Annotated in this window: 15 protein-coding genes and 1 tRNA gene; 11 read left to right on the plus strand and 5 right to left on the minus strand. The window is 41.9% G+C overall.

The window, feature by feature from the left end; genetic code table 11:
- The coding region (locus tag BQ8014_RS05110) for a protein-disulfide reductase DsbD family protein (protein ID WP_080903424.1) at positions 1 to 1,470 on the minus strand (1,470 nt) is incomplete at its 3' end.
- A 261-nt stretch (positions 1,471 to 1,731) separates the two neighbouring features.
- On the opposite strand from BQ8014_RS05110, the gene BQ8014_RS05115 reads away from it, so the two are divergent.
- From BQ8014_RS05115 to BQ8014_RS05130, 4 genes are all read left to right on the plus strand, one after another.
- Positions 1,732 to 4,356 carry a valine--tRNA ligase gene (locus BQ8014_RS05115; RefSeq protein WP_080903425.1) on the plus strand — a complete coding sequence of 875 codons (2,625 nt, stop codon included), beginning with the start codon at positions 1,732 to 1,734 and terminating at the stop codon, positions 4,354 to 4,356.
- A 43-nt stretch (positions 4,357 to 4,399) separates the two neighbouring features.
- A complete protein-coding gene (locus tag BQ8014_RS05120) occupies positions 4,400 to 5,431 on the plus strand; it encodes a DUF6340 family protein (protein ID WP_139785083.1) in 1,032 nt (343 codons plus the stop codon).
- Positions 5,432 to 5,499: 68 nt separating this feature from the next.
- Positions 5,500 to 5,958, plus strand: a complete 459-nt coding sequence (locus BQ8014_RS05125) for a hypothetical protein (protein ID WP_080903427.1) — start codon at positions 5,500 to 5,502, stop codon at positions 5,956 to 5,958.
- A 31-nt stretch (positions 5,959 to 5,989) separates the two neighbouring features.
- Positions 5,990 to 6,062 (plus strand) — tRNA-Thr (locus BQ8014_RS05130).
- Positions 6,063 to 6,159: 97 nt separating this feature from the next.
- On the opposite strand, the gene BQ8014_RS05135 is transcribed toward BQ8014_RS05130, so the two are convergent.
- Positions 6,160 to 6,810 carry an RNA polymerase sigma factor gene (locus BQ8014_RS05135; protein WP_080903428.1) on the minus strand — a complete coding sequence of 217 codons (651 nt, stop codon included), beginning with the start codon at positions 6,808 to 6,810 and terminating at the stop codon, positions 6,160 to 6,162.
- A 300-nt stretch (positions 6,811 to 7,110) separates the two neighbouring features.
- On the opposite strand from BQ8014_RS05135, the gene BQ8014_RS05140 reads away from it, so the two are divergent.
- From BQ8014_RS05140 to BQ8014_RS05155, 4 genes are read left to right on the plus strand one after another with little or no spacing between them, the layout of a single operon-like run.
- A complete protein-coding gene (locus BQ8014_RS05140; RefSeq protein ID WP_080903429.1) occupies positions 7,111 to 8,193 on the plus strand; it encodes a FecR family protein in 1,083 nt (360 codons plus the stop codon).
- Between the two features lie 35 nt (positions 8,194 to 8,228).
- Positions 8,229 to 11,672 carry a SusC/RagA family TonB-linked outer membrane protein gene (locus BQ8014_RS05145; protein ID WP_200814352.1) on the plus strand — a complete coding sequence of 1,148 codons (3,444 nt, stop codon included), beginning with the start codon at positions 8,229 to 8,231 and terminating at the stop codon, positions 11,670 to 11,672.
- Between the two features lie 44 nt (positions 11,673 to 11,716).
- Positions 11,717 to 13,201, plus strand: coding sequence for a SusD/RagB family nutrient-binding outer membrane lipoprotein (locus BQ8014_RS05150; protein ID WP_200814353.1), 1,485 nt, complete (start codon positions 11,717 to 11,719; stop codon positions 13,199 to 13,201).
- Positions 13,202 to 13,213: 12 nt separating this feature from the next.
- Entirely contained in the window at positions 13,214 to 14,002 is a 789-nt protein-coding gene (locus tag BQ8014_RS05155; RefSeq protein WP_080903430.1) for a hypothetical protein, read from the plus strand.
- A 519-nt stretch (positions 14,003 to 14,521) separates the two neighbouring features.
- On the opposite strand, the gene BQ8014_RS05160 is transcribed toward BQ8014_RS05155, so the two are convergent.
- Genes BQ8014_RS05160 through BQ8014_RS05170 form a run of 3 tightly spaced genes read right to left on the minus strand, consistent with a single transcriptional unit; the run spans position 14,522 to position 18,505 of the window.
- Positions 14,522 to 16,120 carry an efflux MFS transporter permease gene (locus tag BQ8014_RS05160; protein ID WP_080903431.1) on the minus strand — a complete coding sequence of 533 codons (1,599 nt, stop codon included), beginning with the start codon at positions 16,118 to 16,120 and terminating at the stop codon, positions 14,522 to 14,524.
- Positions 16,121 to 16,123: 3 nt separating this feature from the next.
- Positions 16,124 to 17,158: an HlyD family secretion protein gene (locus BQ8014_RS05165; protein WP_080903432.1), complete on the minus strand. Its 1,035-nt coding sequence runs from the start codon at positions 17,156 to 17,158 to the stop codon at positions 16,124 to 16,126.
- A 27-nt stretch (positions 17,159 to 17,185) separates the two neighbouring features.
- The gene (locus BQ8014_RS05170) at positions 17,186 to 18,505 is read right to left on the minus strand and encodes a TolC family protein (protein WP_080903433.1); all 1,320 of its coding nucleotides are present in this window, start codon (positions 18,503 to 18,505) and stop codon (positions 17,186 to 17,188) included.
- Positions 18,506 to 18,649: 144 nt separating this feature from the next.
- Between BQ8014_RS05170 and BQ8014_RS05175 the strand changes: the two genes are divergently transcribed.
- The 3 genes from BQ8014_RS05175 (at position 18,650) to BQ8014_RS05185 (ending at position 25,083) form a co-directional block, all read left to right on the plus strand.
- Positions 18,650 to 19,573: a helix-turn-helix domain-containing protein gene (locus BQ8014_RS05175; RefSeq protein WP_080903434.1), complete on the plus strand. Its 924-nt coding sequence runs from the start codon at positions 18,650 to 18,652 to the stop codon at positions 19,571 to 19,573.
- Between the two features lie 200 nt (positions 19,574 to 19,773).
- Entirely contained in the window at positions 19,774 to 21,732 is a 1,959-nt protein-coding gene (locus BQ8014_RS05180) for a calcineurin-like phosphoesterase C-terminal domain-containing protein (RefSeq protein WP_080903435.1), read from the plus strand.
- Positions 21,733 to 21,756: 24 nt separating this feature from the next.
- Positions 21,757 to 25,083, plus strand: coding sequence for a SusC/RagA family TonB-linked outer membrane protein (locus tag BQ8014_RS05185; protein WP_080903436.1), 3,327 nt, complete (start codon positions 21,757 to 21,759; stop codon positions 25,081 to 25,083).
- Positions 25,084 to 25,095 lie beyond the last annotated feature (12 nt).

The raw sequence follows: 25,095 nt of genomic DNA on the forward strand, positions 1-25,095 counted from the left end.
CAGCTTTCCAAGCAGGTAGATCCCGAGCAAAGCGAAAATAACGATCCACAGCACCAGGAAGACCTCGCGGTCCAAAATGCGCCAACCGTAGGCCAGGTCGGCCACCGATAAGAATTTCAATGCCAGCGCCAGTTCGAGGAAGCCCAGCGTCACTTTGACCGAATTGAGCCAGCCTCCCGACTTAGGCATGCTCTGCAACCAGGTGGGGAAGATGGCGAAGAGGCTGAATGGAATGGAGAGCGCCAGGGCAAACCCGAACATCCCGATAGCCGGGCCGGTGACCGACCCTTGGGAGGCGGCCTCTACCAACAATGTCCCGATAATCGGGCCGGTGCAGGAGAAAGACACCAGAACCAGCGTGAATGCCATGAAGAAGATGCTGATAATGCCGGTGGTCGAGTCGGCCTTGCTGTCCAGTTTATTCGTCCATGAAGAAGGCAATACCAGTTCGAAGGCGCCGAAAAACGAGACGGCGAACAGCACTAACAACAGGAAAAACAGTATGTTGAAGATGGCGTTGGTCGACAAGTCGTTCAATGCCGATGCTCCGAATATACCCGTGATAAGCAGTCCGAGGATCAGGTAGATTACGATGATGGACAACCCATAGGCCAAAGCGCTTTGGATCGCTTTCCGTCTTTGTTTGTTTCGTTTCAGGAAGAAGCTGACCGTCATAGGGATCATCGGCCATACGCAGGGCGTCAGCAAAGCGAGCAAGCCGCCGGCAAAGCCGGCCAGGAAGATATAGAGCCAGGCCATGCCGCTTGCGTTCAGCGAAGTGTCCCCGAATGCCTTCAACTCGTCGACGACCGGATCCCATAAGGAAACCTGATTCGTCAGTTCTCCGGTGATGTTGGCGGAGGTGTATTCCGTGCCTTCCGCCGAAGAATCCTTTTCACCGGCTATTGCCTGGGTGGAATCCGTCTCTCCCGAAATGGTGGCCGTATCGGCCGGTTCGCCTGCCGTTACCTCTCCTTCCGCGGGCAGGAGGGCGGCTATCGCCTTCGTCCGGGTAATGTGTTTCCGGTCGAAAGTAAAACTTTCCCTTTCCGGGGGCAGGCAGGTTTCGTCGTTGCAAGCCATATATTCGACTTCCCCGGAGATTTTGAATTTCTTCGGGTCGGTTACTTTCAGTTTCTGGGAGAAAGAGACCGAGCCGGGAAACCAGCGGAGATCCATGTTGAACATTTCGTCATGTACGGTCACCGGCTTGACTGAAGGCGTCGGCTTCCCGACGAGTTCCGCTCCACGCAGGGTCTCGAATGTAAAGCTAGTGGAAATCGGGCCCCCTTCCGGCAGGTTCATATCATAGATATGCCAGCCTTTATTGGCATTGGCGGTAAAAACAATCTCTTTATCAAGTGTCTCCGAATCAATCAGCTTAATTGTCCATTTGACCGGAGTCAAGATTTGCGCTTGCCCGGCGAGAACGATAAAAGTGGCCAGTAAACTTAAAACAATCCTTCTCATATATTTATTCCTTAAAAGAGAGACAAATGTAGCGGATTTATATGAGACTACAAGTATTCCGTATTTGAAACAATGCTTAAAAAACGGTGGAAAGCAGGTGGAAAACGGCGGATTGGAGTTCCTGCATCCGGCCGGCTGAACTTAATCGCTGGAAAGCAGGGATTATAGTCGCTATTTTTCCTATTTTTGCAACGGAAAAAGCGAAACCCGGTTCCCGGGAGCCGCGCGGATGATAATAAAAAGTTGTAGAAAAATAGAATTATGGAAATTGCAAGCAAGTATGATCCTTCGAATGTAGAAGAAAAATGGTACCGATATTGGGTGGAGAACGGTTATTTCTCCTCCAAGCCGGACGGACGTGAACCGTATACAATCGTTATCCCTCCGCCGAATGTTACCGGAGTGCTTCACATGGGACATATGCTTAATAATACCATTCAGGACATCCTGGTGCGACGTGCGCGGATGTTGGGCAAGAACGCTTGCTGGGTGCCGGGTACGGATCATGCTTCTATCGCTACCGAAGCCAAGGTGGTGGGCCGCCTGGCCGCCCGGGGGATAAAGAAAACGGATCTTTCACGGGAGGATTTCCTGAAATATGCCTGGGAATGGAAGGAAGAGCACGGAGGTATTATCCTGCGGCAGTTGCGCAAGCTGGGGGCGTCGTGCGACTGGGATCGCACTGCGTTTACGATGGATGAGATCCGTTCGGAGAGCGTGATCCGCGTTTTTGTCGATCTGTATGACAAAGGGTTGATCTACCGGGGCGTGCGCATGGTCAACTGGGATCCGAAGGCACTGACGGCTCTTTCGGACGAAGAAGTCATTTATAAGGAGGAACACAGCAAGTTATACTACCTGCGTTACCGGATTGAAGGCGAAGACGGGTATATTGTGGTAGCGACTACTCGTCCGGAGACAATCCTGGGGGATACGGCCGTTTGTGTAAATCCGAACGATCCGAGGTATACTTATCTGACAGGGAAGAAGGTGATTGTCCCCTTGGTCAATCGCGCCGTACCGGTTATCCGGGATGAATACGTGGATATCGACTTCGGAACCGGCTGCCTGAAGGTTACGCCGGCGCATGACGTCAACGACTATATGCTGGGCGAAAAATATAACTTGCCGGTCATCGATATCTTTAATGACAACGGGACGATCAGCGAAGCCGGCGGCTTGTACATAGGGCAGGATCGTTTTGAGGTGCGGACGCAGATTGCCAAGGACTTGGCTGCCGCCGGGCTGTTGGAGAAGGAGGAGGCCTATAATAACAAGGTGGGATACTCCGAGCGTACGAACGTGGTGATCGAACCGAAGCTGTCCATGCAATGGTTCCTGAAAATGGAAGAATTGGCCAAACCGGCTCTCAAGGCGGTGATGGAGGATGATATCCGGTTTTATCCGGCGAAGTTTAAGAATACCTATCGCTACTGGATGGAGAATGTGAAGGACTGGTGCATCAGCCGCCAATTATGGTGGGGGCACCGGATTCCGGCCTACTTCCTGCCGGAAGGCGGCTTTGTCGTTGCCGAAACGGAAGAAAAAGCGTTGACGCTTGCAAAGGAAAAGACAGGCCATCCGGAGCTGACGGCGGCCGATCTCCGGCAGGATGAAGATTGCCTCGATACCTGGTTCTCTTCCTGGCTGTGGCCTATTTCCCTTTTCAACGGGATCTTGGAACCGGAAAATGAGGAGATCCGGTATTATTACCCGACGAATGATCTGGTGACGGGCCCGGATATTATCTTCTTCTGGGTGGCAAGAATGATCATGGCGGGATATGAATATAAAAAGGAAAAACCTTTTAAGAATGTCTATTTTACCGGAATAGTCCGCGACAAGCTGGGGCGGAAGATGTCCAAATCCCTCGGTAATTCGCCGGATCCTTTGGCGCTGATCGAACAATACGGTGCGGACGGCGTGCGGATGGGGCTTATGTTGACGGCGCCTGCCGGAAACGATCTTCCTTTTGACGAAAGCCTTTGCGAACAAGGACGTAATTTCAATAATAAGGTATGGAACGCTTTCCGCCTGATCAAGGGGTGGACGGTCGACGAAACGATCGCACAGCCGGAAGCTTCCGCCGTGGCCATCCGCTGGTTTAAGCAACGGATCAGCCGGACGATCGAGGAGGTCAACGATTCCTTCGACAAATACCGCCTGAGCGAGGCCTTGATGGATATCTATAAATTGTTTTGGGATGAATTCTCTTCCTGGTACCTGGAGATGGTGAAGCCGGGATACGAACAGCCGATCGACCGGACGACTTACCGGGCGACCCTCGGGTTTTTCGACGATCTTCTGCGCTTGTTGCATCCTTTTATGCCTTTTATTACGGAAGAACTCTGGCAGTTGCTGGAACCCCGCCAAAAGGGAGAAAGCATCATGATCTCGGCGATGGCGGAAGCGCAGGCCGTCGATACGGCATATCTCGGCTCTTTCGAGATCGTAAAGGAGATTGTCAGCGGGGTACGCACCTTGCGTTTGCAGAAGAATATCCCCAACAAGGAAGCCCTCGATTTGGAAGTCATCGGCGAGCATGACAGCCATTTCAATCCGGTCATAGAAAAGATGTGTAACCTTTCTGCGATCCGCACCGTAAAGGAAAAATCGGAGGGAGCGATCCCGTTTCTTGTCCGGACGACCGAATACGCTGTTCCGATGGGGAATCTGATCAATGTGGAAGAGGAATTAGCAAAGCTGAAAGAGGAATTAAAATACCAGGAGGGCTTTTTGAAGTCAGTCTTGAAGAAGTTGGGAAATGAGAATTTTGTCGGCAAAGCCCCCGCCTCCGTCATTGAGAACGAACGCAAAAAACAGGCGGATGCCGAAAGCAAAATCAAGTCGATCGAAGAGAGTATCATTGCATTACGTAAAAAGTAAACCATTCCGCCATGCGGGTTGTTTGAATAAAAAAAGGGAAAATATGAAAAAGTGGATCTGTCTGTTCTTACTCGGGTTGTTGACTTCCTGTGCCTCTACTTCTTATTTTTCGATTGATACATTCAATCCGGCAACCCTGACGTTCCCTTCGACGGTGAAGAAGCTGCTCATCGTCAATAATGCGAATCCGCAGCCTTCCACCTCCGGCTATGAGTATAAACTGTTGGGAATGGTGCAGGATACGGCGAAGGCAAGCGCCGACAGTGCGGCTTTCGATCTCTGCCGTACGTTGGGGGAAACGATTGTGGCATCTCCTTATTACGAGGATGTATTGCTTTATGACGGTATTTACAGGCAGGATAAATCCTATCTTTCGGACGAAAGGCTGCCACCGGAAAGGGTGGAAGAACTTTGCGAAGCCAATGGGGTGGATGCCGTCGTTTCGCTGGACCGTCTTTTATTCAAAACGAAACGGACGATCCGGGCGGTCGGGTCCGGATACTTGGAAGGAGCAGTCGACGTAGACCTTGCCGGCATACTAAGGATTTATCTGCCCGGGCAAGAGAAAATATGGGGAACTATCTTGCTGGGAGACAGCTTGAGATGGGAAGAAGCAGCCCTTAGCAAGGAAGAGATGGAAATAGTTCTTCCGCCTACCGAAGAATGTTTACGTGCGGCTGGCCGTTATGAAGGTGAAAAGTCGTATGTCCATTTCGTGCCTTTCTGGGAAAGCGAGACCCGTTGGTATTATAAGGAAGCGAATTCCCGTTGGAAGGAGGCGTATGCCTATGCCAAGGATGGCAAATTGGATAAAGCGGCCGGTATCTGGGCGGATCTGTTTGAGAAGACTTCCGATGCGGTTCGCAAAGCCAAGGCTGCCGCCAATATCGCTGTTTGCCGGGAGCTTCAAGGGAATTTGGAGGAGGCTTTGAAGTGGGCGGAAGAGGCGACCGGGCTGTTGGGTAGCGAGGCGGGTGAAGAAAACCAATACGCCCTCTATCAGAAGGCCTATGCGGAGAGAATGAGGATCAGGGTCGAGGCGGATAAAAAGCTTAATCTTCAATTAAGGGATTAATCCCCTGCCGGTAATAAAATATTTACTACATTTGGCAGTTATTTGAAAAGATATAAAAAAAGAGAAAAATGAATAATGCAAAGGTACAATCAGTCATTGAGTCGGTCTTTTCCCTGGCGATAGAAAAGTTAGGGAAGGACGGGGTTGCGAATGTCGTCAGTGATTTGTATGTACAGCTCGATTTCGAAACCGGAGAATTGCAAATCTATGGCGACGATAATCTCCTATTGGAAAAAATCGTTGTTTTCGATTGGTTAAACGCTTCCTTTGAAGATGAGGAGGCCTTCAATAACGAAGCGATTGCAGCCATTAAAGTCGCTTTAGCCAATCTTTCTTCAAAAGGACTATTTGAACATCCTTGTGTTTTGAAACCATTTTCCGTCAGCCTGGTAGATGAAGATTTCACTATTTTGGAAGAACTCTTGTTCCTTGACGATGAACTTTTACGCCTGGATGATCCCTTATTGAAAAACTTGGATGAAGATTTGGATGATTTTTTAGACAAACTTCTTTCAGATGTGAAATAGAGTTGCTACCTTTGCCCCTCGAAAAACAAAGGCCGAAATGGCTCAGTTGGTAGAGCAATTCATTCGTAATGAATAGGTCGCCGGTTCGAGTCCGGCTTTCGGCTCACAGAATTAAGCAGTTACTAAAACAGTAGCTGCTTTTTTTTATGCGGAAAGTCGTAGGGTTTATCGTTACTGCGGTTGCAGCCTGGGGTGGTATGATTAAATCAGCTTATCGACAATAAATACAATGTATATAGCGGAAGAAGAAATGTCTCTGATAACTTTGAAGGACGTGGCATCTATGCCTTCCTCCTTTATCATTTTTTTTAAAGAGGCAATGGCTTGTTTCGATTTGTATTTGACCGTCCTTTCGTTCAGATTCAGTATTTTTGCTGTTTCTTTGATGGTATAACCATCCCGATGGAGCATCATAAAGATTTCTCCCATCTTATCAGGAAGATCTTTCAATATGCTATCAATTACGGACCCCAGTTCTTTTATATCGTATTCTTCCGATACATGCGTATAAGAAAATTTATTCTCAACACTGTCCAATGTTTCATGTTTTGCCAAAGCAATCACATTCATACTTTCCTTGCGGTAGAAATCAAGCACACGGAATAATAAATAGTTGGAAAGGAATCCTTTTGCATCACCGTCAGCATTGCATTTGATCTTTGAAGGTTGTATCCATACCTCAATCCAAAAATCCTGCATAATCCCTTCCGCCAGTTCAGTATCTTGAATGCGGAAACGGGCTTTACTCAGTAATGATTTATTGTATTTGCGATACAGGTAGTTAAAAGCATTCGCATCTTTACGAGCTATTGCTTCAAGCAATTCCTGATCAGACACTACTTCATTATTCATTGTTCGAATTATAATCCGAGACAAAAATACATCAAGCGTATTACAGTAGTGTTTAAGTCTTGTTTCTTTATTGTTAAGTAAATCATCTTCCCTGATAAAATTGATAACTATAAACGAACACAGTCATAGTTATGATTTTTTTACAGGATTTCCTTTCGACGCATCCTCCACTCATTTGGCGTAACAGATTCGGAACAAAAATGTAACATTTTCGTTGCCCCTTTCTTCTGAAAAATCTACGATTAGTATATAAAGGGGCTAAAGTCTCTTTGAGGTTATTTAAAAGATTAACGATGCGTTATGAAGCAGAAGAAACAGATAAACATGGATAAGGAACATAAAAAACTCTTGCACTCTCTCAATTGGGTTACAGGGGTTCTGAAACGTTATTTTGACGGTAAGCTGAAAGAGCGGGAAAAAGAAATTGTAGAGGAACAGCTGAAGGTGATAGACCGGCGGGCAGAGCGGGAAAATAGCCTGACAGAAAAACAATTGAATGAAAGTGATGAACGAATCAGGAAGCAGATTCTTCTTCGGTTGGGTTTAGAGGATCCGGAAAAAGAAACGGAAAGACGTACGTCTGTCCCTCCCAAACCGATCTGGGCTACTACTGTTTCGTCCTTTAGAAAATATGCCGCCGTGGCCGCGTTACTTGTAGCCGTAATTGTGACATCCTATTTTATTTTTAACAAGCTTCCTTTTCTGAAGAGCGAAGGCACAGAGCTGCTTCAAGCCAAGACGATACTGCTTCAAACCGGAGAGACCGAGATGAAAAAGGTGATTCTTCCCGACGGAACAACGATTTACCTGAATAATAATACCCGCCTCTCTTATTATTCTGATGAGTTTAATAAAAAGGAAAGAGAAGTAACTCTCGAGGAAGGTGAAGCATTCTTTGAGGTGGCTAAGAATGATAAGAAGCCATTTATCGTTCATAGCGGAGATATTGCAACCACAGTAAGAGGTACCTCTTTCAACATTAAAGCATATAGCATGCTGGAGGATATTGTTATCAGTGTCCGAACGGGTATTGTGGATGTTACTGCGGAAGAAAAAATGCTTGAACAGCTAACTGTGAACCGGCAGATTATTATAAATAAAAGCACGGAACAATTTACAAGCGGCAAAATTGATTGGCAAAATGCTGTAGGCTGGATGGACAATAGGCTTGTGTTGTATGATGCCGGTATCAATGAGTTAAAACTTCGTTTGCAACAACAATTTGACATACAAATACAGATCGCACAAGATGTCCTTGAGGATGTCCGCTTTACAGCATCGTTCAGGGCGGATGCCAGCTTGGAGGATGTAATGGAAATCCTAAATACTCTTTATGGGATCAATTACCGGATAAAAGATAATACCCTAATTATAAATGAATAAAGAAAGAATTAAAAACTCAATTTTTAGGACACAAAATGGAAAAAATTAAAACACTTCTTAAAGTAAATGTGGGAATATTATTCCTCTTTTTCTTCTTTTGGGCAAATTCCACGGATCTTTGCGCACAAAGGATAAATGGCAGTTATCCTTCTGAAAAGTTAGTAAAACGGATTTCCCGGATAGCCTCCGATTCGAAAAAAACGATTGCCTTTGATATGAACAGTTTAGAGGGCTATTCAGTCTCCTCCTTTGATTTTAAAAGCAAAGAGGTAGATGAAATACTAAACATTTCATTGAAAGGAACTCCTTTTTCTTATAAGAAATTAGCAAACGGCTCTTATGTAATTACGGCGAAGGACGTTGCGAAACCTGTAGAATCAAACGAAGGGAAAGGTGCTATATCCGGAACTGTTGTTGACGAAGAAGGACAACCTATAGCCGGAGCCTCTGTCGCTATATCGGAAACGACAATCGGTGCGATGACTGATATTGATGGTAAATTTACCTTATCCCAGGTTCCTAAAGGGTTGGTGAATGTTCAGGTTAGTTTTTTATCTTATGAAACAAGACTATTTAAAAATCTTGAAATTACTCCCAATAAAACAATCCGATTGAATGTGGCGCTCAAAGAATCGGGTGGCTTTCAATTGGATGAAGTCGTCGTAACAGCCTTAGGTATCAAAAGAGCGGAAAAATCATTAGGCTATGCAACGACGACCCTGAATGGAGAGGATGTGACAAATTCTAAGACAAACAACTGGGCAAATGCATTAAGCGGAAAAGTTGCAGGATTAAATATTACAGGCGTTGGTTCAGGTGCTATGGGCTCATCACGTATAACACTTAGAGGAGAAAACTCATTAAATATGAATAGTAACCAAGCTCTTATTGTAGTTGACGGGATTCCTATCAGTTCCAGGATTGTCAGTACGGGATTCAGCTCTCACCTCTCTGCCGATAATCCGGTTGATTATGGTTCGCATGCTTCCGATATAAATCCGGAAGATATTGAAAGCATTAGTGTCCTGAAAGGTCCGGCCGCTACTGCGTTATATGGTAGCAGAGCCGCTGCAGGCGCTTTAATAATAACGACGAAGAAGGGAGATAAGGCAAAAGGTTTAAATATTACATATAGTTTGGATGCAAGCCTCGATCAGGTAAACCGATGGCCTGATTATCAATTTGAATACGGGGAAGGGCGTACCCAGGAATACTACTCGTACGGTGACAGTGAGGATGGCCCGAACACAAGTACAAGTGCCGGTGGGGGACGCTCATGGGGACCTAAATATGCCGGACAAATGTATTACCAATATGATCCGAACTCTTCGGATGGGATTCCATCCCAGAGAACGCTATGGAAACCCTACAAGAATGCCTATAGCGGCTATTTCAGGTTGGGACGCAACATGGGGCATAATATTTCTATCGTAAACGGGAATGATAAAAGCAGTATGCGCGCATCTCTAAACTATTTAAAAAACGATTGGATCATTGAAAATACCGGCTTTGAAAGATACAATGTCTCTTTGGTCGCTTCCCATAAAATGTCAGACAAATTAACCGTATCTACCAATATAAACTATGTGAACAAGACCAGCGATAACTTGCCGACAGCCGGATATAATAATCAGACGCTTATGTATTATCTCATCATAGGGACGACTACGAATGTTAACCCTAAATGGCTTCGGAATTATTGGGAAAATGGGCTGGAGAACATTCAGCAGAAGCGCCCGTTTTATCAAGGTCCTGACAATCCGTATCTGGTTATGTATGAAGCATTGAATAAATTGACTAAGAACGGCGCTTTTGGTAATATCGCCACGAACTATAAATTCAATGAACAGCTTGATCTGACAGTTAAAGGGGCAGTGGATATGTCATACGAAAAACGGTCCCAACAACGGCCTTTCAGCATGACTAAATATCCCCGTGGGATGTATCGTACACAAGATGTTTTCTTATTTGAAGGCAATTACGATTTTCTTTTGTCGTATAAAAATGGAAATGAGAATTGGAATTACGGGGGATCTTTGGGAGGTAACATCATGAAGCAAACCTATGACTTCAATGGTATGTACGCCGACCAATTGAACCAGCCGGGTATTTATCAAATATCAAATAGTCTTGACCCGGCTGTCGCCGATCCGCAAAGAAGCGAAAAAGCAATAAACAGTTTGTATGGAATGGCGCAAATATCCTATAAGAATCAGATATTTGTTGATGTGACGGGCCGGAATGATTGGTCGAGTACACTGCCCAAAAACAACAATTCGTTTTTTTATCCTTCAATAAATACAAGCTGGATCTTGAGCGATATATTCAAAATGAAAAAGATCGATTATCTTAAGATGAGATTGTCATGGGCGCAAGTTGGAAATGATACGGATCCGTATCAGACAAACCAATATTATAATAGCATTTATGGTAATGGATTAACAAATCCGACCGTCTTATTTAATGCTGATCTTAAACCTGAAATAACAACAAGTTATGAGATCGGGGTTGATGCGCGTTTTCTTAAAAGTCGTGTAATGGTGGATGTCGCTGTTTATAATAATGACAGCAAGAACCAAATTATAGCAACACCTGTCGACCCTACATCCGGATATTCCAGTAAGATGATCAACGCCGGATTGATTAATAGCAGAGGTTTGGAAGCAAGCCTAACCTTAAAACCTCTGGTCGGAGTTTTTAAATGGGAAACTACTTTAACTTGGTCGACAAATCGTAGTTATGTACGAGAGTTGGCTCCGGGCGTAGAGAGCCAGATTATGTTTGCCAATCGGGATGACGTAACCATTGAGGCGCGAGTCGGCGGCCGGATGGGAGATATTTATGGTAAAGGTTTCGAAAGGTCTCCTGACGGACAAATCGTCTTTTCTTCGGAAGGAATTCCGTCATTGTTAGATCCTGTTGCTAAAAAATGGGGTAATGTATTTCCTGATTGGAAAGCAGGTATGGTGAATGCATTTGAATATAAAGGATTTAAGTTCTCTTTCCAATTAGACGGCCAGAAAGGTGGTAAGATTTACTCTTTGACGAATCACAAAAATAATGAATTCGGAAATACCAAAGTAACTCTCCCGGGACGCGAAGAAGGCATCGTCGGTGTAGGAGTTGTGAAGTTAGAGGACGGTACCTATGTGCCTAATACAAAGAGAGTCGAGGCCCGTCCTTACTACGAACAATATTATGCAAGAGCGAATGCTGAAACTAATATTTTCGATGCTTCTTTTTTGAAAATTAGAGAGGTGCGTTTAGAGTATAAACTGCCGAAGGACTTACTCAAAAACTCCGTGATCAAAAATGCAACATTTGCAATATACGGAAGAGATTTATACAACTTTACCAACTTCCCGGCCTTTGATCCCGAAGGAGGAAACTTAGACAACGGTACTTTGGTACAAGGAGTGGAACTGGGACAATATCCCTCCACACGGAATATGGGAATAAATATTACTTGTAATTTCTAATAAAAATGAGAATAAGGTTTCATAAAATAATAAAAGATCCACAGATGAATACAATGCAACGACTCATAAGAATACGCTTTTCCTTCTATTTCCTCGTCTTGTGCTTGCTTTCCTCTTGTACAAACGACTTTGAAGAGATAAACAAAGATCCGATCAGACCCTCTGAAGTTAATCAGGGGAGTCTGTTAGGCCAGGCAGAATACCAGTTGGTAAATTCGACGATTTCAACATCGAAGCAGATTACGCATGAATTAATGCAGGTTACGGCGCCTCGCGAAAGTGCGAGCGGAGGTCTTCATCGTTATGAAATTCTTCCTAAGACAGGAGCCACCATCTGGGACAATGTGTATAACCGCCTGACAGACCTGAATGATATAGAAAATATATCTAAAACATCACAACCGAATTATCAGGCGATTGCCCTCACCTTGAAAGCCTGGGCATTTTCCATTCTTACGGATGTTTTCGGGCCGGTTCCGTTTTCTGAGGCAGGAAAAGCCCGGGAAGGTATTATTACGCCAAAGTTTGATCAACAAAAAGATATTTATATAGAATTGTTAGATCAATTGGAATTAGCCAACTCGTTAGTGGATACTAAAAGTGGGTTGGTATTAGGCGGCGACTTGATCTACGGTACCGATGAAGCCGCAATGATCAAATGGCAAAAATTGATGAATTCTTTGCGATTGAGATTATTACTGCGTATTATGCATCGGGACGGAGAACTGAATGTAAAAAGCCAAATTGAGGCGATACTGGCAGATCCGGTAAAATATCCACTGTTCGAATCCAACTCGGATGAGGCAATATTAAAATATACAGGTGCTTATCCCTACTACAATCCTTATTATAATGCACGCACACTTGATTGGAGGCAGGGCGATTATTATACTACTTATTTTATAAACCCGATGATCCAACACAATGATCCGCGTTTGAAGGTTTGGGCTACTACGGTGAAAGTAGACGGAAAAGAAGTATATAGTGGCATAGAAAGCGGATACGAATCGGACGTAGTCTATGTTACAGACAAAAATTCGAGTTATAATGATAATCTGAAAACTACCCCTATATTGGGCATAATCATGACTTATGCTGAATTAGAATTTATCAAAGCCGAATTAGCCTTAAGAGGGTTTAAAACCGGGTCTGCTCCGAAGGATCATTATGATAAAGGAATCAAGGCTTCGATGACTCAATGGGGGGTAGCGATAGATGATTCGTATCTGATGCAAGAGGATATCCGTTTTAACGAAGGGGGTAATTTTGAACAGCAGTTCGAACAAATTATCACTCAAAAGTATTATGCTTACTATTTTGTAGACATGCAGTCGTGGTTTGAAAAAAGAAGGACCGGATATCCTGTATTGCCGCGGGGCAAAGGTATTCCTGTTGAAAACAAATTTCCTTCACGTTTAATGTATCCGACTTATTTGCAATCTCTCAACCCTTCCGGTTTGCAGCAGGCGATCGAAAGCTTGGGAGGAGCAGATGTTAGCACGATTAAGTGTTGGTGGGAAAAACAATAAAACGGAATAATTATGAATATAAACAGGATTTACAAGGGCATCATCCTTTTGCTATTTGCAACTGCGCAAATCGATGCGCAGTTTAAAAATATGGAGATAATACCGGTTGAGAAAGCACAGCAAGGAGTTGCTGTCGATTCCGATCATTTTTATGTTATCAATAACTTTACAATAACAAAACATGCAAAATCTTCGGGGAAGAAGGTTGCAGACTGGAGCGGTGAACAATTCGGGTTAAAACATCTTAATTCGGGGATTGTTATCGATGGTAAACTTTATTGCGTACATTCAAACTATCCGGCCTTGCCGATGGTTAGCTCTGTCGAAATTTTTGATCCGGAAACATTGGAACATATAGGGACACATAGTTTCGGCATTGCTTACGGTTCACTTACCTGGCTCGATTACAAGGATAATTCATGGTGGGCCGTATTTGCCAACTATAATAAAGAAGGATATCCTTTTCCGAATACATGGACGATCTTAGTTCAATTTTCCGATAAATGGAAGCAACTTCAATCATGGATATTTCCGACTGATCTAATAGAGAAGTTTGGAAATATGAGTTGCTCGGGAGGATTCTGGGTTAAGGATGATTATATGTATATAACAGGACACGATCTCCAAGAATTTTATCAAATCCGGCTTCCTCAAATGGGATCGGTATTAATTTGGGAAAAAACAGTTATGGTACCGATCACAGGACAAGGAATTGCGGTAGATAAATCAAGGATACCTTATGTATATTATGGAATTGACAGAAAAAAAGGTCAGGTAATTCGGTTTACAATTGAAGAATAGCTGAAATATTCGCTTGGGCGGAGCCGTCCTAAAAGTCATCGCTTATCCGAGGGTATCCAAAAAGTTTTGGATACTCTTTTTTTATTGATATAAATTGGTTCTATTTAAGTTATAGGTCAAAGACATTCATCAGTTGTTTGTTCAGATCGTATTCATTCTGGTGGATATGGGTTATATCGAGCTCTATGTGGATGGGACAAAGTTAGAGAGTCTCTAATTATACCTTCCAGTCAGGTTTGTAAATTTGACATAGTATCTGATTATGCTGGTAAAATGATTCTATTTACAAGTCCTTTTTTTACAGTAACTGAGCTTGTAAACCAGCTTGTAAACCGCGAATGCAACAATTGAAGTGATTTGTTACAAATCTAAAGCATTAAGATCCTTGGAATTGTTTACAACTATGCCCGCAGCAAACTCATGCTATATTTGCATAGCGTGGACTTGCTCTCGTTTCCTTCAGGGTGTTTGATCGCTTTCAATCCTAAAATGAAGGTACAATAGAAATCCATACGTTAGCTATATTAACTCTTCTCCTTTTTTATACATTCTCAACTGGTGCTTTATAAACCTGCGTATGGTCCGGTAAGGAGGATGTATGGCAGATTTAGCATTGATTGAACTTTCTTTTATCATAAACACAAGCAAACAAGCTAAACCCAATATGATTAACCAACCGTATATTTCTTTCATGGAAACCATGAAGGATTGCATTTGCACAATCCCGTATAATTCGTTATTTGGCAAAGATGTGGCAACGGTATCCACATTATCCAATTCAGAACTTAATAGCATGCTATTCTTTTTTACCAGTATTTTAAAGATACGTGTCAATACAGCCGTTCCTAAAACACCACTAATACCCGCACTGAAAAAGGCCTGAATGGAAAGCGCTTGAACGAAATTCTGGAACGGAACGCGGGACAGTACCGTAAGGAAACAAATGCCAATAATGATATAGCCGAAACTCCGCAAAAAGATTGGTAATATCAGAGATGATTTACTTTGGTTGTAATCGACCGTAAAATAGAATATCATTAAGGATAGGATGATTGCAGAGAAGCCTATCACCGTCATGTTTTTATAACTCCATTTGCGAAGTGCAAATGTATTGTATGTAAACAGACATGCGGCAACAATCCCAAATAATACAATCCAATTAAGTGAAATTGTATTCAGTGAATCATAACCAAGTATGGATTCTGCATAAATGTGTTCCAACAAATGAGAAGGAGCTAACAAGAAATTAATCATAATATATAAGATTAATGTCATATATACTTCCTTGAATGTCCATGTTTGGTTATCGATATACGGATGACGGATAAAGCCGGCACGCCATATATTGAGGATTAGCATAATAATAGCTGCTACTGTCGCCATTCTTATATATGCGGATTGGAACCAATCATAATGGTCTCCATAATTACACACGAAAATGACGCACATAATAGTTGATCCCCAAAGTAAAGCTCCCAGCCAATCGATTCCATAAAGAGGAATTTTTCTCATAGAACGGTAGTTGCGGAATAATATATGGGTCAACAGTATCACCAACCCAAGCAAAGCGATAACCAGCCAGTGCATATATTCCCATTTGGCAAGGAAAGACATATATATTGTAACCAATCCCGACAACTGAATACAGCCCTGTACCAACAAATAGATGAAACAAAAGAAAACAGATAAATCGCGTTTAGGGGTAAGCCATAACTGGATGGTTGAATTGCATTCAAATGTCGCCCACATTCGAAATATACCTGCAATAAAAGATACGGCAACCAGTAGGGGCACACTATGTGTATGCATAGATATCAGGTTACTTACAATTAAAACTACACCACATGTAATCAAAGAAGTTCTGGAGCAAAACCTGAACTTCAGCCTGAACATGATCGTAAAAGTCAGAGCCATGCCGACCATCGAAGCATAACCTGCCATCATGATATCTTCCTGCATCAATGACAGGGACCCTACCATCTCGCTGGCAGCAGCCAGATATACTCCACCGGAAGATAGTTGAAAAATGATGACAAATAAGACAATTATCCAGGGCTTCAGTTTTTCCGGCACAAAATCACGGATCGAAGGGATAGAGAAAGAAGCTGTTCCGTGCATAACTTAATAATTTACCGTACACTCTACATTCATTCCTGTATGCAAACGTTTCAAGTCTTCACTGTTGTTTTCTTTAGAGAGCTCAATATGTACAGGAATTCTTTGTTCTATCTTCACAAAATTACCAGCCGAGTTATCTTGCGGAATAAGCGAAAAACTTGATCCTGTTGCTCTGGATATGGTTTTTACAGTTCCTTTAAACACAACATTGGAAATAGCATCCGCTTCAATATCAACAGACTGTCCTTCTTTGATATTAACTGCTTGCGTTTCCTTGTAATTAGCTATTATCCATTTGTCGTTTTCATCTACAATATCTACGACTGTTTGTCCCGGTTGGATAAGTTGCCCTTCCTGTACATTTTTTCGTCCGGTAGTTCCATCGCAAGGAGCTACAATGACTGTATAAGACAGATTAAGCCTGGCTAATTCTAAGGCTGCTTCTGCTAATTTTATTCCGGCATCGGTCTGCCCTAATCGTTGTGTTTGTTCTTGCTTGACAAGTGCTGTAGATTGCTTTTGGTGGAGCAGTAAATCATAACGCGCTTTTGAAGCTTCATAATTGGTTTTAACGCCATCATATTGCTGTTTGGTAACAGCGTCCTGATCCAACAAATTCTTGTAACGGTTGTGTTCACGCTCGGCATTGTCCAAGCGAACTTTTGCTTCTCTTATTGCAGCATCCGAGACTATAATATTATTTTGTGTAGTGGAAACCGTTGTAACCATCGCTCGATTTCCCGATAAAGCATTCTGATAATCGGCTTCTGCCTGTGCCAACCGGAATCTGAACTCCGTATCTTCGACTATAACCAGAGTATCCCCTTTTTTTACTTGCTGATATTCGTGAAAATATATATGTGAAATAAATCCTTGTACACGGGAATTCGCGGGTACAATCAACTGTTTGACCTGTGCATTATCGGTATATTCCACATTACCTAAATGGACAAACCGCATGCATACCCAAATGATTCCTGCAGTTATCAATGTTCCTACAACTATGTTATAAATCAGCTTTTTCGTTTGATGTTTCATTTCTTTAATGATTAATCGTGTTTTGTTTTATAAATCTCCGGCAGCTTTTTTCAATCTGTAATAATTGAATAATATATTGATCCTTGCATTGGCAACTTGCAATTCTGCACTTAGCTTCGAATTACTGGCATCCAACATATCAGTTATCAAGGCCAAATCATTCAGATAGCGGTTGTTTACGGTATTGTAATTCTGTGTTGCCAGTTCAAGGCTTTTCATTTGTGTATCATATATGGTGAATGACTCTATAAAACGGATATGAGCTGCTTTAACATCTGTCTGTATGTTCTCTTTGAGTAATAATTCACTTTCAATCGCTTTTTGAGTTGACAGTTTAGCCAATTTCTCTTTTTTGTCCGATTTATAAATAGAAGCGAGGTTGAATTTTATTGACACGCCCATATACCAGTAGTTCATGTTTTTATTGATTGGAGGCACTTCTATTATAATAGGCCCGTCAAAGTGGTTTGCGGCAAACAAGGCTACAGATGGCAGGCGTTCGGATTTTACCAATGTTTCACTCTTTTTCGATTGCTCTATCCCGATTTTGGCCTGCTGCAATGACGGTAAACTGTTTTCCGCAATATCCTGCCAGTCTGAATTGTTCTGCGCTGCCGGTAGGTTATCCAACAAGCTTGTATCTATTTCTATGATTGTTTCCGGAGGCAGATGTAATATTGTTACAAGTTGATTGTTGATAATAATTATACTATTTTCCACTTGAGTCAATGCCAATTCTAATGACTTTAATTCTAACTCATAACGTGTAATGTCATTTTTCAGGGCTAAACCTTCGGCTTGTTTGGCTTTGATGTCGGATAATAATTTCTCAGTCTGCTCAATATTCTTCAGATACACTTCCTTTTGGTTATAAAGCTTATACATTTCCAGATAATTACCGACCAATAAGAATCGGACATCCTGTCTGTTCTTTTCTTTATCCAACCGGGCCGACTGATATTGCAATTTGGCTATTTCTATACTACTTGATATTGCACCTCCAGCATAGATAACCTGCGAAGCTTCCAGTGCAAAATTATTTCCCCAATGTGGTATTGCCGCTTTCTGTCCGTTTGAGAAGTCACGATCTGCAATCCATCCATTTCCTAAAAAGCTTCCTGATAATGAGGCGTCTATGGCCGGCAGTTTTGCATTCCGGGCTACTTTGACCGCTTGCTCCGCTTCTTTTTCTGCCATATCGGAAACATGTATGTTGCGGCTATTCGATTCTGCCATATCGAACATATTTTCAATATTCATTTTTCTAACTTGCGGACTTTGCCCCCATGACATAATCGGGCTAACCACCAAGGAGGTGATAACCATAATATTCTTTATTATTCTCATTTGTATATTGATACTTTAACGCATCCTTGAAATGCAGGTGCAAAGGTCGTGAAATCTACCTTTCAGGATAGAATTCTAAAATACACAAAATTGGTTTAATTTGAATGTTTTGTACTTTTGCCGAAGAGTAATATAAATAATAAAATGGCAGACAAAGTTTACATAAAAAATATTAGAGAAATATTCTCCAATAATACTACAATCGGCAATGTGAGGGATGAAATTACATGCATAGTCCTGGATAATAATGCTATTGATTCACTATTCTTACATCCGGCATATTTGAATGCCTTTGTTGCAATATTGGTTTTATCCGGAACAGGTATTGTAAATATCAATTATAAAAACTATTCGATTCAGGCTGAAATAATTATACTTTTAACTGTATCCCATTTATTTCATTTCAAGGATTGCAGCCCCGATTTTCAATGTAGGTGTTTGCTGGTGAGTAAGGACTTTATGGAAGAGATGGATGCTACGGATATGATATACAGGCGAATAAAATATGGAGCCAGATTATATAATCATCCGGTTCTGGAACTTAACGATCCTGATACTTTCTTATTGAATGAAAGAATAAAAGCGGTAGATAAAGCAATTGACAATGAGGATCATTACTTCCATAAGTATATGATACTGAATAATCTGTTTGCTTTTTACCTTGATTTAAGCAATATCATAGAACATAAATCAAATGATTCTTATAACGATGCGAATTTATCCCATTATGAGAATATTATCAAATCTTTCATTGAATTACTGGTTTCTAATTATAGGAAAGAACATAAGGTTGATTTTTATTCTTCCCTGCTAAATATCACTCCACACTATTTAACATTGATTGTAAAACGTATAACAGGTCAAACCGTCACTGATTTTATTTTTGAAATGCTGTATAGTGATGCCCGCAGCCTATTGATGCATTCCAGATTATCAATACAAGAAATAGCTTCTTTGCTTAATTTTTCAGATCAATCTTCCTTTGGCAAGTTTTTTAAGCGAAAAGCAGGAATTTCTCCAATAGATTTTAGAGGGAGAGATAGGAAGCCTTTAACGAGCAAAATTTAAACAGGCTTTTAGCAGTTAAACCGGCGTTTTTCGTCCTGTTTTATCGCGAAAACGCGTTTCCTGTATTGTAAATATTTGTAAAATAGAACTTTATTTAATAATTCAGTATAAATTTTTATTATTAATCACAATGTAATTTTAGAGTAACATTTCCTTAACATAAAGTCTTTTATTTTGTCTTTGTTTTTAAAAAGGGCAAAATGAAGGCTAAGTTTACATTTTTCAGATCAAAATTATTAAATATACTTCTGTTTTCTTCTCTTGTTTTATTGAGTTGCAGTTCAAAAGAAGGACCAGAGAATATAACAGAACCTTTTGTTAAAGAGGTTTCCATCCTTTCCGAAATAAATACTCCGGCTAATGGAAGGATTACTATTTCGGCTAAAGGATTTAAAACAGATGATAAGATAATATTAGAATCGGTTAGTGATGCCGGTAAACTTTCTATTGCAGATATAGATTCCATATCGGATAACTCGGGATCTTTTATTTTGCCTGATGAGATTGTTTCCGGAACTTATAACCTGATTCTTGTTCGGAATAAGGAAAATTTCCGGCTGGGATCGACCAGGATAAACATTACCATTCAAACCGAAATTCCCGATTTAGAGGGGATGACCATAAAAGGAATCGTCCATAATGACGGAAAAGGCATACCCGGGGTGGTCGTTTCGGATGGATATGAAGTAACAATTACAAATGAGAAAGGGATTTACTATCTTCCGTCGGCTAAAAAGAACGGATATGTCTTCATCTCTATTCCCGGGAACTATGAAGTAAATACAAATGGGAATTTGCCCTTATTTTACCAAAAGCTGGTTGGAGGTTCTTCGACGGAACGTAAAGATTTCGGCCTTATTCCCGTAAATAATAAAAAGCATATTTTGATTGTTGCTGCAGATTGGCATCTGGCGAACAGAAACGATGATTTGTTACAGTTCAACAGCGGCTTTATTCCGGATGTGAATGCTACCATTAGTAAATATTCCGATGCGGGAGTAAAAGTTTATGGAATTCCCCTTGGCGATATGACTTGGGATAATTATTGGTATTCGAACAATTTTGCCCTTAATGAATATATCCGCGAAATGGACAGGATAAAATGTTCCATGTTCCATGTGATGGGAAATCATGATAATGATCCGTATATTCAAGGAGATGTCGAGGCGGAAAAGGCTTACAGGGACATTATCGGACCGACTTATTATTCCTTCAATTTAGGAGAGATACATTATGTTGTCCTGGATAATATAGAATACATTAATTCCGGAGGCGCTTTGGCTGTTATAGGCCAACGGAACTATAATGATATCATTACTTCGGTCCAAATGGAATGGCTGAAGAAAGACCTGGCAACCGTCAAGGATAAAAATACTCCCGTTATCATCGCGATGCATGCGCCGCTCTTCAGTAATCCCATACTGGTTGGCAATGAACAAAGTTCTGCTCTCTCCTTAAATAACGGGAAGCAGTTTTTGGAAGCGGTGAAGGATTTTTCAAAAATCTATGTCATGAGCGGGCATATCCATATAAATTATAGCATAGAATCGGGGAATGTGGTAGAACAGAATATAGGCGCTGTTTGCGCCACATGGTGGTGGACCGGTAAAAGCGGTTATTCCGGAAACCAGATTTGTAAAGATGGAACTCCCGGCGGCTATGGAATCTGGGAAATCGACGGGAAAGAGGTTAAATGGTATTATAAAAGCATCGGTAGTGAAAAGGATTATCAGTTCAGAACCTATGACTTGAATACTATACATATTACGAGTAAGGAATATGCCCCGAATTCTACCGAGGAGGCATTGGCAAAATATGCAGGAGATTATTCCGCTCCGAATAAAGGCAATGAAGTTCTTATTAATGTATGGGGATATGGGCCCGGGTGGTCTATTGAAGTGAAAGAAGGAGATAAGGAGCTTCTTGTTGAACGGGTCTCTAAACCGGATCCCCTTCATATCATATCCTATGAGGCTAAGCGCTTGAACGTAGGAGCCGAGCCGACAAGCTCGTTTATTACGTCAGAAACCGCGCATATGTTTTTAACCAAAGCTTCCAGTGCGACTTCTACTCTTAAAATCATAGTAAAGGATCGCTTCGGGAATACATATTCTGAAACGATGGAACGACCGAAAGCATTTAATTATTCAATGAAATAAGTTTATAAATAACAGTTAATTAAAATGAGATTAAAAACAGCTTTTAAGGCATTGCTTATTGTAGGGTTATTCTTGGGCTCAACGCTACATATTATGGCACAAACCAAAGTGGTAAGAGGTACCGTTTTTGAGGCAGACGGGAAAACGCCGTTGACAGGAACGAATATTTCTGTAAAAGGGACTTCCTTAAGAGCTATTTCCGATCTTGACGGTCGGTATAGCATTGAGGTCTCGGGAGAAAAGCCGGTATTGGTTTTTCAGTTTTTACAATATCTTGACCAGGAAATTCCCGTAGGGCCCAAATCCGAAATAAATGTTATAATGAAAGAAGACCCGGTGCTTCTGGAAGAAGTTGTGGTCACCGCATTGGGGTTGACACGCCAGGAAAAGTCTCTCGGGTATTCGGTAAGCAAACTTGATAACGATGATCTCACCCAATCCGTATCGAACAACTGGCTTAACGGAATGGCGGGGAAAGTGGCTGGTATTACGATGAATGGGGCGAGTACCGGACCTATAAATTCTTTACGTGTAACGCTGAGAGGCGATAAGTCGCTTAATTATGGAAAGAATGAAGCGCTTTTTGTTGTGGATGGAATTCCGGTAAGATCAGGAACAACAGCAACTTCTTCAAGTAGTAGCTATACAAATTCAGGCTCGGATTTTCCGGTAGACTATGGTAACGGGGCAAGCGATATCAATCCGGACGATATCGAAACGGTGAGCGTATTGAAAGGCCCGGCCGCGACGGCTTTGTACGGATCACGTGCAGCCAATGGCGTTATACTGATCACGACTAAATCGGGACGTAAAAACAAGGGCGTTGGCGTCACGGTTAATTCCTCTGTTGTACTTGAGAAAGCGGGATATTGGCCCGATTTTCAGACGGAATATGGTTCTGGAGCCGATATGGGGCTTAATGAATACAACTTCTGGACATTAAATCCGGATATTGTAGGATCAAATGATTATCCTCCCCGGAATCTATCAAGGTATGCCTGGGGAGAAAAGTTCGATCCGAATAAGCTTCGTTACCAATATGCCGGAAAGAACTGGGAAACCGGTGAAATTAAGCGCACTCCTTTTGTTTATCAGGATGATTGGTTTACAGGAGTTTTCAGAACGGGGGTTACTTACAATAACGGCATTTCAATTTCCGGAAGCAATGGCCAGGGAACGAACGTCCGTTTCTCAATAAATGATACAAGGAATGAATGGATTTTACCTAATACGGGTTTCACCAAGCAATCGTTGTCTTTTGCATTGGAAGCGCCTGTGAACAAATATATAAAGTTTAATACGAAGATCAATTATTATAAGACGGACAGTGAAAATATGCCGATGGCAGGTTATCATCAGACAACCGTTATGTATGACCTTATGTGGGGATACAACTCAAACTCCATGAATGATTGGAAGAGCGAGTATTTCGGAGGACGATTCAATGCTACGAACCGGAATGCGACGATCTCTGAAAACGGAAATAGCTTGGTGTTTGCCGGAACGGGTTCATATAACCCATACCGTGTTTTGTATGAAGAATTAAACAGTACGGATAAGGATCGCGTGTTCGGAAATGCGGGATTTTCGATTGATTTATCTCCGGTAACCAAAGGGCTTACTTTGGATATAAAAACCGGTATGGATATGGGGGTAGAATTCAGAACCCAGCGTAAACCCAAAATGACATTCGGTTGGGAAAATGGTTTCTACAGAGAGCAAACGCTTGTTAATTACGAATTTAATTCCGACTTTTTACTAAAGTACCAAAAAGACTTTGTAGACAATCGGTTATCATCCACCGTTGCATTTGGAGGGAATAATATGACCTATAAATATAATACAAACAAAATACAACTGAATGAGTTGGATATCGATGGCGTTTACAACACATCCAATGTTCCTACAGGGGTGAATCCGATACCGACCAATTACAGAAGTGAAAAAGTGATAAACAGTCTTTATGGATTCTGGTCTCTCGGATGGGATAATACATACTTTCTTGATGTCACCGGGCGGAATGACTGGTCCAGTACGTTGTCAAGAGGTAATTGGAGCTATTTTTATCCTTCGGTCGCGGGAAGTGTCTTACTTAACGAATTATTAGATTTCCAATCGAATCTTCCTGCGGTGAACTTTGCAAAACTACGTCTATCATGGGCAAATGTGGGAAGTGATACGGATCCTTATTCCCTGGATCAATATTACTCGACTTCTTCCATCAGCGGAGGACATACATTGCCTAATGACATACCTAATCCCTTGATAAAACCTGAAAATGTAGAGAGTTGGGAATTAGGTTTGGATACAAGATTTCTTAATAATAGATTAGGGCTGGATGTGGCTTTATATAATGCTTCGGCAACCAACCAGATCGTGTCGGTAGATATCGATCCGATCGTAGGGGCTTCTTCCATGAAGATCAATGCAGGAGAAATTAATAACAAAGGAATTGAGATCGCTTTATCGGCAACTCCAGTAAAGACAAGGGATATTACCTGGAATGTAAACGTAAACTGGTCGAAAAATATAAATAAGCTTGTTAGCCTGCAAGACGGCTGGGATCCTTCCATCCCTTTGGAAACGGATATGGGAACGACCATCGGGGGAAGGCTTCATGTTTATTCCTATGTGGGAGAGGAAATGCACAAACTTTACGGATTCGGACTTAAAAGAGCTCCGGAGGGTTCGTCTTATACAGATGAAAATGGAAATAAAGTAGATGTTTCCGGGAAAGTCATACTGAATGCAACCACCGGGTTACCTTCAATGACGGCAGAACCGGATGTCTTTCTGGGGAATGTAAACCCTGAATGGAAAGGAGGATTCAGCACCGATTTCAGATATAAAAACGTTTCGTTAAGTATGTTCTTTTCTTATCAATGGGGAGGTCACCGGTTTTCAGTGACAAATGGTATTCTGTCATATCAGGGAAAACTGAAGAATTCCTTGGAGGGACGTTATGATGGGATTGTAGTGGACGGAGTCAATGAAATCTCGGAAGGCGTTTATCAGAAAAACAATGTGGTCACGGATAATATATATACCTATTACCAGGCTCTTGCTTTGGATAGATACAATGGGGAAGCCCACACATTCAACACTTCGTTTCTGAAGATGAAAGAGGTGAGGTTATCTTATAGTCTATCAGATAAATTATGCCGGAAAACAGGATTCCTTCAAGGAGGCAGCCTTTCTTTATTTGCAACGAACCTGTTCTCTTGGGACAACTGGCCTCAGTTTGATCCTGAAGGCGGTATGATGACCGGAACGAATGTATTTAACGGTATTGAAGCGGGTTCTTATCCTATGACCAGAACCTTCGGTGTGAATCTAAAATTAGCATTTTAATAGAAAATACAT

Origin of the sequence: Parabacteroides sp. Marseille-P3160, assembly GCF_900162725.1 — a bacterium.
Lineage (GTDB): Bacteria > Bacteroidota > Bacteroidia > Bacteroidales > Tannerellaceae > Marseille-P3160.

Coding starts and splice junctions, on each gene's coding strand:
- BQ8014_RS05115 (WP_080903425.1), top strand. CDS start 1,732: ATGGAAATTGCAAGCAAGTATGATCCTTCGAATGTAGAAGAAAAATGG.
- BQ8014_RS05120 (WP_139785083.1), top strand. CDS start 4,400: ATGAAAAAGTGGATCTGTCTGTTCTTACTCGGGTTGTTGACTTCCTGT.
- BQ8014_RS05125 (WP_080903427.1), top strand. CDS start 5,500: ATGAATAATGCAAAGGTACAATCAGTCATTGAGTCGGTCTTTTCCCTG.
- BQ8014_RS05135 (WP_080903428.1), bottom strand. CDS start 6,810: ATGAATAATGAAGTAGTGTCTGATCAGGAATTGCTTGAAGCAATAGCT.
- BQ8014_RS05140 (WP_080903429.1), top strand. CDS start 7,111: ATGAAGCAGAAGAAACAGATAAACATGGATAAGGAACATAAAAAACTC.
- BQ8014_RS05145 (WP_200814352.1), top strand. CDS start 8,229: ATGGAAAAAATTAAAACACTTCTTAAAGTAAATGTGGGAATATTATTC.
- BQ8014_RS05150 (WP_200814353.1), top strand. CDS start 11,717: ATGAATACAATGCAACGACTCATAAGAATACGCTTTTCCTTCTATTTC.
- BQ8014_RS05155 (WP_080903430.1), top strand. CDS start 13,214: ATGAATATAAACAGGATTTACAAGGGCATCATCCTTTTGCTATTTGCA.
- BQ8014_RS05160 (WP_080903431.1), bottom strand. CDS start 16,120: ATGCACGGAACAGCTTCTTTCTCTATCCCTTCGATCCGTGATTTTGTG.
- BQ8014_RS05165 (WP_080903432.1), bottom strand. CDS start 17,158: ATGAAACATCAAACGAAAAAGCTGATTTATAACATAGTTGTAGGAACA.
- BQ8014_RS05170 (WP_080903433.1), bottom strand. CDS start 18,505: ATGAGAATAATAAAGAATATTATGGTTATCACCTCCTTGGTGGTTAGC.
- BQ8014_RS05175 (WP_080903434.1), top strand. CDS start 18,650: ATGGCAGACAAAGTTTACATAAAAAATATTAGAGAAATATTCTCCAAT.
- BQ8014_RS05180 (WP_080903435.1), top strand. CDS start 19,774: ATGAAGGCTAAGTTTACATTTTTCAGATCAAAATTATTAAATATACTT.
- BQ8014_RS05185 (WP_080903436.1), top strand. CDS start 21,757: ATGAGATTAAAAACAGCTTTTAAGGCATTGCTTATTGTAGGGTTATTC.